Annotated in this window: 10 protein-coding genes; 1 reads left to right on the top strand and 9 read right to left on the bottom strand. The window is 66.6% G+C overall.

Translation table 11 applies throughout. The features are described 5' to 3' along the window. From C667_RS19470 to petA, 6 genes are all read right to left on the bottom strand, one after another. Positions 1 to 503 (bottom strand): bacteriohemerythrin (locus C667_RS19470; protein ID WP_004377670.1); only part of this gene is annotated, 503 nt, incomplete at its 3' end. A gap of 9 nt (positions 504 to 512) precedes the next feature. Then, positions 513 to 983, bottom strand: a complete 471-nt coding sequence (locus C667_RS19465; RefSeq protein WP_004377667.1) for a ClpXP protease specificity-enhancing factor — start codon at positions 981 to 983, stop codon at positions 513 to 515. Between the two features lie 73 nt (positions 984 to 1056). Beyond that, positions 1057 to 1653, bottom strand: coding sequence for a glutathione S-transferase N-terminal domain-containing protein (locus C667_RS19460; RefSeq protein WP_004377664.1), 597 nt, complete (start codon positions 1651 to 1653; stop codon positions 1057 to 1059). Between the two features lie 107 nt (positions 1654 to 1760). Further along, complete coding sequence (locus C667_RS19455) at positions 1761 to 2516, bottom strand: cytochrome c1 (protein ID WP_039922329.1); 756 nt, start codon at positions 2514 to 2516, stop codon at positions 1761 to 1763. Continuing rightward, a complete protein-coding gene (locus C667_RS19450) occupies positions 2513 to 3781 on the bottom strand; it encodes a cytochrome b (RefSeq protein ID WP_004377661.1) in 1269 nt (422 codons plus the stop codon). The genes C667_RS19455 and C667_RS19450 overlap by 4 nt, the downstream gene beginning before the upstream one ends. 3 nt (positions 3782 to 3784) lie before the next feature. Beyond that, on the bottom strand, positions 3785 to 4378 hold the full coding sequence (petA, locus tag C667_RS19445) for a ubiquinol-cytochrome c reductase iron-sulfur subunit (protein WP_004377659.1): 594 nt from the start codon (positions 4376 to 4378) through the stop codon (positions 3785 to 3787). Here petA and C667_RS25820 point away from each other — a divergent pair. After that, on the top strand, positions 4377 to 4562 hold the full coding sequence (locus tag C667_RS25820; RefSeq protein WP_157302420.1) for a hypothetical protein: 186 nt from the start codon (positions 4377 to 4379) through the stop codon (positions 4560 to 4562). The two genes, petA and C667_RS25820, sit on opposite strands and share 2 nt — an antisense overlap. A gap of 1 nt (position 4563) precedes the next feature. Here C667_RS25820 and recR read toward each other — a convergent pair whose 3' ends face one another. From recR to C667_RS19430, 3 genes are all read right to left on the bottom strand, one after another. Then, positions 4564 to 5157: a recombination mediator RecR gene (recR, locus tag C667_RS19440; RefSeq protein WP_004325192.1), complete on the bottom strand. Its 594-nt coding sequence runs from the start codon at positions 5155 to 5157 to the stop codon at positions 4564 to 4566. 11 nt (positions 5158 to 5168) lie between these two features. Next, a complete protein-coding gene (locus tag C667_RS19435) occupies positions 5169 to 5492 on the bottom strand; it encodes a YbaB/EbfC family nucleoid-associated protein (protein ID WP_004377656.1) in 324 nt (107 codons plus the stop codon). An 88-nt stretch (positions 5493 to 5580) separates the two neighbouring features. Continuing rightward, a partial coding sequence (locus C667_RS19430; protein ID WP_004377654.1) for a DNA polymerase III subunit gamma/tau C-terminal domain-containing protein occupies positions 5581 to 6000 on the bottom strand: 420 nt, incomplete at its 5' end.

The following is a 6000-nucleotide window of genomic DNA, read 5'->3' as shown; positions in this document are numbered from 1 at the left end:
CAGGCCACGCGCGCCGCCGCGTTGGCGACGGCCGCATCCTCGGCGGCGAGCGTGGCGCAGCCGCAGCCGGCGGCGCGGGTCTCGCCCTCGGCGAGCGGGCGCAGCGTGCACGAATCGACGTCGAAGCCGATCGTGGCGAGGTGGAAGGCGAGCGCCGCGTCCATGCCATTCACGTGATTCACGAACCACGCCGGCAGCTCTTCCATCAGCCGGCGGCCCAGGAAGTGGTCGCCGCGCTCGACGCGCTTGCGGATGTCGGCCATCACCGCGAGCACGCGATCATGCTCGGCGCGGTGGCAGCCGGGGAAGTCCACCGCCTCCATCCAGCCGTTTTCGAGATCGAAGTGGCTCTTCGCGTGCTCGATGAGCGCGTCGAGCGCGGCGAGAAAATCTTCGGGGGCGGCATTGGCCGCGGCGTTGTAGCACTCGACGAACTCGCGATGGGTGTCGTCCATCGGGGCGAGGTTGTTGTCGAGATCGGTGCTCCAGGCAAGGCTAGGCATCGGTGTTCCTCACTTGACGACCTTGAGATGGCTGCCGCGCGGCGGACGCGCGGGGGGCTGCGGCTCGGCGCTGCGTTCCCGGCGCATCTCCGCAGTGGCATCGGAGATGTCCTGGACGTCGCCGCCGGGCTCCTCGACGGCGCCCTCGGCCTCGTCCTCCGACGCCTCGGGCTCGGGCTCGAACGCCATCCCCTGCCCGTTCTCGCGCGCGTAGATCGCGATCACGTTGGCCACCGGGATCACCAGCGAGTGCGCGACGCCACCGAAGCGCCCCTGGAAGCTGATGAAGTCGTTGGCCATCTGCAGCTGGCCGGTGGCGTCGGGCGACAGGTTGAGCACGATCTGGCCGTCACGCGCGTAGCCGGGCGGCACGCGGGTGTCCTCGTCCACCAGGGTGGCGAGGTAGGGCGTGAAACCCTGGTCCACGCACCACTCCCAGATGGCGCGCAGCAGGTAAGGCTTGGTCGATATGGTAGTCATCGGGTAGTCGTCGAGTCTGCGCGCGCCCGCGGGCGCGCGGAGGCACGCACGGGCGCGGTCGGGTTGCGGTCGCTCAGCGCCGCATGACCTTTTCGGACGGGGTGAGCGCGTCGATGAAGCCCTGACGGCTGAAGATGCGCTCGGCGTACTTCATCAGCGGCGCGGCCGCCTTGGGCAGCTCGATGCCGTAGTGCTCGAGGCGCCACAGCAGCGGGGCGATCGCGACGTCGAGCATGGAGAACTCGTCGCCGAGCATGTACTTCTGCTTGGTGAACACCGGCGCGAGCTGGGTGAGGTGGTCGCGCACGTGGGCACGCACCTTGTCCACGCCCTTCTGCGCGGCCTCGAGGGCCTCGAGGTGGGTGAACAGCTCCTGCTCGAAGGTGTGCAGCAGCTGGCGGGCGCGCGCACGCATGATCGGGTCGGGCGGCATCAGCTGCGGATGCGGGAAGCGCTCGTCGATGTACTCGTTGATGATGTTGGCCTCGTAGAGCACGAGGTCGCGATCGACCAGCACCGGCACGCGGTTGTACGGGTTGATGACGGCGATGTCTTCGGGCTTGTTGTAGAGGTCGACGTCGATGACCTCGAAGTCCATGCCCTTCTCGAACAGCACGATCCGGCAACGATGGCTGAAGGGATCGGTGGTGCCGGAATACAGGTTCATCATGGTGTTGCGACTCCGGAATTCAAAAGCAAAAGCGCACCACGCGGGATCGCGTGGTGCGTCTGGGTCAGGACCGCGCTAGACGGCCCGGAGGGCCGCGGCGACAGGAATCAATGAATGTCCTTCCAGAAGTTCTTCTTCAGCGCGTAGCTGAGCACGAACATGCCGGCGAGGAAGATCAGGACGATGGCGCCGATCGACTTGCGTTTCTCGGCCACCGGCTCGCCCATCCAGACCAGGAAGGAGACGAGGTCGGCGACCGCCTTGTCGTACTCCTGCACCGAGAGGGTGCCCGGCTTGGCGAGCGAGAGCTCGACCTTCTTGCTGCCATCGGCGTTCTGGCTCACCTTGGCGACCTGCTCGCCCTGGAGCTGCCAGAACACGTGCGGCATGCCGACGTTCTCGAACACGACGTTGTTCCAGCCCGTGGGGCGCTCGGTGTCGCGGTAGAACTGGCGCAGGTAGGTGTACAGCCAGTCGGCACCGCTGCCGTCGCCCGAAGCGCGCTGGCGTGCGATCAGGGTCAGGTCGGGAGGCGCCGCGCCGAACCACACCTTGGACTCCGCCGGGCGCATCGCGATCTTCATCAGGTCGCCGACGCGCTCGCCGGTGAACATCAGGTTGTCGCGGATCTCCGTCTCGGTCAGGCCGATGTTCTCGAGCTGGTTGTAGCGCATGAAGCTCGCGCTGTGGCAGTTCAGGCAGTAATTGACGAACAGCTTGGCGCCGTGCTGCAGCGCGGCCGGCTCGGTGCTCACCGGCGCCTTGTCCAGATGCACGCTGGCGCCGGCGGCCATCGCCACGGCCGGCGCGAACAGCGCAACGGCCGCGAACCGCTTGATGAAGTTGATCACTCGCGTTTTCATTTGAAGTTCACCCTTTCCGGTTCGGGTTTGCACGGGTCGAGTTTGCTATACCACGGCATCAGCAGGAAGAAGGCGAAATACAGCACCGAGCAGATCTGCGACACCAGCGTACGGCCCGGGGTCGGAGCCAGCACGCCGAGGTAGCCGAGGATGAAGAAGCACACCAGGAAGATCGCCAGGGCGGTCTTGAAGATCGGGCCCTTGTAGCGGATCGACTTCACCGGGCTGCGGTCGAGCCACGGCAGGAAGGCGATGATCACCACCGAGGCCCCCATGGCCACCACGCCCCAGAACTTCGCGTCGAGACCGAACAGCGGGTAGGTCACCGCGCGCAGGATCGAGTAGAAGGGCGTGAAGTACCACACCGGCGCGATGTGCGGCGGCGTCTTCAGCGGGTCGGCCGGGATGAAGTTGTTGTACTCCAGGAAGTAGCCTCCGCCCTCGGGCATGAAGAACACGACCGCGCTGAAGAAGAACAGGAAGACCACCACGCCGACGATGTCCTTCACCGTGTAGTAGGGGTGGAAGGGGATGCCGTCGAGCGGCTTGCCGGTCGCGTCCTTCTTCTTCTTGATCTCGACGCCGTCGGGGTTGTTGGAGCCGACTTCGTGCAGCGCCACGATGTGGGCGAGCACCAGGCCGATCAGCACCAGCGGCACGGCGATGACGTGGAAGGAGAAGAAGCGGTTCAGCGTGGCATCGCCGATGACGAAGTCGCCGCGAATCACCAGGGAGAGGTCCGGTCCGATGATCGGGATCGCGGAGAACAGGTTCACGATCACCTGGGCGCCCCAGTAGGACATCTGACCCCATGGCAACAGATAACCCATGAAGGCCTCGGCCATCAGCGCCAGGAAGATCAGCGTGCCGAAGATCCAGATCAGCTCGCGCGGCTTGCGGTAGGAGCCGTAGATCAGGCCACGGAACATGTGCAGGTACACGACGATGAAGAACGCCGACGCACCGGTCGAGTGCAGGTAGCGGATCAGCCAGCCACCCGGCACCTCGCGCATGATGTATTCGACGCTGGCGAAGGCGACCGGGATGCCGGACGCATTGAGCGAGGCGTCCGGCTTGTAGTGCATGACCAGGAAGATACCGGTGACGATCTGGATCACCAGCACCATCAGCGCCAGCGAGCCGAAGAAGTACCAGAAGTTGAAGTTCTTCGGCGCGTAGTACTCGGACAGATGCGCCTTCCAGGTGGACGTGAGCGGGAAGCGCTCGTCGATCCAGTTGAGAACGGCTTGTGATTTGGTAGTCATCGCTTATGCCTTCCCGTCATCGCCAACAAGAATGGTGGTGTCCGCCAGGTACTGGTGCGGCGGAATCTCGAGGTTGGTCGGCGCCGGCATGCTGCTGTACACCCGACCGGCGAGGTCGAACAGCGAGCCATGACAGGGGCACAGGAAGCCGCCCGGCCAGTCCGCGGTCATGCCACCCTCGGCACCGACCTTGAACTTCTCGGAGGGCGAGCAGCCGAGGTGCGTGCAGATGCCGACCGTGACCAGATACTCCGGCTTGATCGAGCGGTGCTTGTTCTTGGCGTAATCGGGCTGCTGCGGCTCCTCGGAGTTGGGGTCGCTGACCTTTTCGTCCGTCTTGTCGAGCGAGGCGAGCATCTCGGGCGTGCGGCGCAGGATCCACACCGGCTTGCCACGCCACTCCACCGTCATCATCTCGCCCGGCTTCAGCTTGCTGACGTCCGCCTCCACCGGCGCACCGGCCGCCTTCGCGCGTTCGGACGGCGTCAGGCTGGCGACGAACGGCACCGCGGTCGCCACCGCGGCGACACCGCCAGCGGCGGACGTCGCCAGCAGCAGGGTGCGGCGGCTGCTGTCCATTTTATGATCAACGCTCATGAGCCTCTTCCCAAAAAGGAAAACGAAAGACCTGGATACAAATAACCATCCGATTATATCGAAGACGTCGCAGCAGAGAAAGCGCAGCGGGCCGATCGCCAGCCGGAACAAGGCTTTCGGCACGAAAACCGACACCGGTCAGGAAGCACAGACGGCCTCCGCTGCTGCACTGCAGCAGCGCTGAATCAGACCGCGCGCCGCTCGATCAGCGCCTGCCCGATGGTGCCGATGTCGGTGTGCTCGAGCTCGCCGCCCACCGGCACCCCGCGCGACAGCCGGCTGACCTTGACCCCGCGCGCCCCGAGCAGGCTGGCCACGGTGTGCGCGGTCGCCTCGCCCTCGTTGGTGAAGTTGGTCGCCAGGATGACCTCGCGCACCCCCTCCTCGGTGGCGCGCGCGATCAGCTTGTCCAGGCGCAGCTCGCGCGGCCCCACGCCGTCGAGCGGCGACAGCCGGCCCATCAGCACGTAATAGAGGCCGTTGTAGGACTGCGTCTGCTCGATCATGGCGAGATCGGCCGGCATCTCCACCACGCACAGCAGCGCGGCGTCGCGGCGCGGGTTGGCGCAGCGCGGGCACACCTCGTCCTCGGTGAAGCTGTTGCAGCGTGCGCAGTGGCGCAGCACCTCGAGCGCGTGCAGCAGGGCGTTGCCCAGCCGCGCCGCGCCGCGCTGGTCGCGCTGCAGCAGGTGGTAGGCCATGCGCTGCGCCGACTTGGGGCCGACCCCGGGCAGGCAGCGCAGCGCCTCGATCAGCTCGTCGAGGCTGGAAGGCGACATCGGCGCGCCGCTCAGAACGGCAGCTTCATGCCCGGCGGCAGATTCAGCCCGGCGGTGACGCTGGACATCTTCTCCTGGGTGGCGGCCTCGACCTTGCGCACCGCGTCGTTGAGCGCGGCGGCGACGAGGTCCTCGAGCATCTCGCGGTCGTCCATGACCGACGCGTCGATCGACACGCGGCGCACGTCGTACTTGCAGGTCATCTGCACCTTGACCATGCCGGCGCCGGACTGGCCCTCGACCTCGATCGAGCCGAGCTGGTCCTGCATCTTCTTCATGTTCTCCTGCATCTGCTGGGCCTGCTTCATCAGGCCCGCGATACCGCCTTTCATCATGATGGTGTTCTCCGTTGGATCGGTTGTCGGCTTGCTTCGACCGGCTCCGACGCACCTCGACGGATGCGCCGCCCGGCCTCGAAGGGGTTCAGAGGGGCTTCACCGTACTCTCGACGAGGGTGGCGTCGAAACGTTCGATCAGCTCGCGCACGAAGGGGTCGGCCTCGAGCGCCGCCACCGCCTCGGCGTGGCGGGCCTGGCGCTCGATCGCGTCGCGCTGCGCAGGCGTCTCGCCGGCGATGTCGCCGATCGCGATGCGCACCGCGAGGGTTCGCCCGAGCGCGGCGCCGAGCAGATCCTGCAGGCGCTCGACGGCGCCACGGTTCATGTCGAGCAGGTGGCGGTGCGCGGTCGACAGGCGCAGCTGCAGCACGCCGTCGCCACACTCGACCCATTCGCAGTGCTGGGCGAGCTCGCGCACCAGCCCGCCGAGCCCGAGCGCGCGGATCAGCCCGCGCCAGTCGCCGAGCGCGAGCAGGGCCGCAGCGTCGGCGCTGGCGACGGGCGC

It is taken from the genome of Thauera phenylacetica B4P, assembly GCF_000310225.1.
In the GTDB taxonomy this organism is placed as follows: Bacteria; Pseudomonadota; Gammaproteobacteria; order Burkholderiales; family Rhodocyclaceae; genus Thauera; species Thauera phenylacetica.
This window is presented reverse-complemented; position numbering and strand designations above follow the sequence as displayed.

Bases quoted from the DNA above. Each gene is read 5' to 3' on its own strand.
- C667_RS19465 (WP_004377667.1), bottom strand. From the start codon at position 983: ATGACTACCATATCGACCAAGCCTTACCTGCTGCGCGCCATCTGGGAG.
- C667_RS19460 (WP_004377664.1), bottom strand. From the start codon at position 1,653: ATGATGAACCTGTATTCCGGCACCACCGATCCCTTCAGCCATCGTTGC.
- C667_RS19455 (WP_039922329.1), bottom strand. From the start codon at position 2,516: ATGAAAACGCGAGTGATCAACTTCATCAAGCGGTTCGCGGCCGTTGCG.
- C667_RS19450 (WP_004377661.1), bottom strand. From the start codon at position 3,781: ATGACTACCAAATCACAAGCCGTTCTCAACTGGATCGACGAGCGCTTC.
- C667_RS25820 (WP_157302420.1), top strand. From the start codon at position 4,377: ATGAGCCTCTTCCCAAAAAGGAAAACGAAAGACCTGGATACAAATAAC.
- petA (WP_004377659.1), bottom strand. From the start codon at position 4,378: ATGAGCGTTGATCATAAAATGGACAGCAGCCGCCGCACCCTGCTGCTG.
- recR (WP_004325192.1), bottom strand. From the start codon at position 5,157: ATGTCGCCTTCCAGCCTCGACGAGCTGATCGAGGCGCTGCGCTGCCTG.
- C667_RS19435 (WP_004377656.1), bottom strand. From the start codon at position 5,492: ATGATGAAAGGCGGTATCGCGGGCCTGATGAAGCAGGCCCAGCAGATG.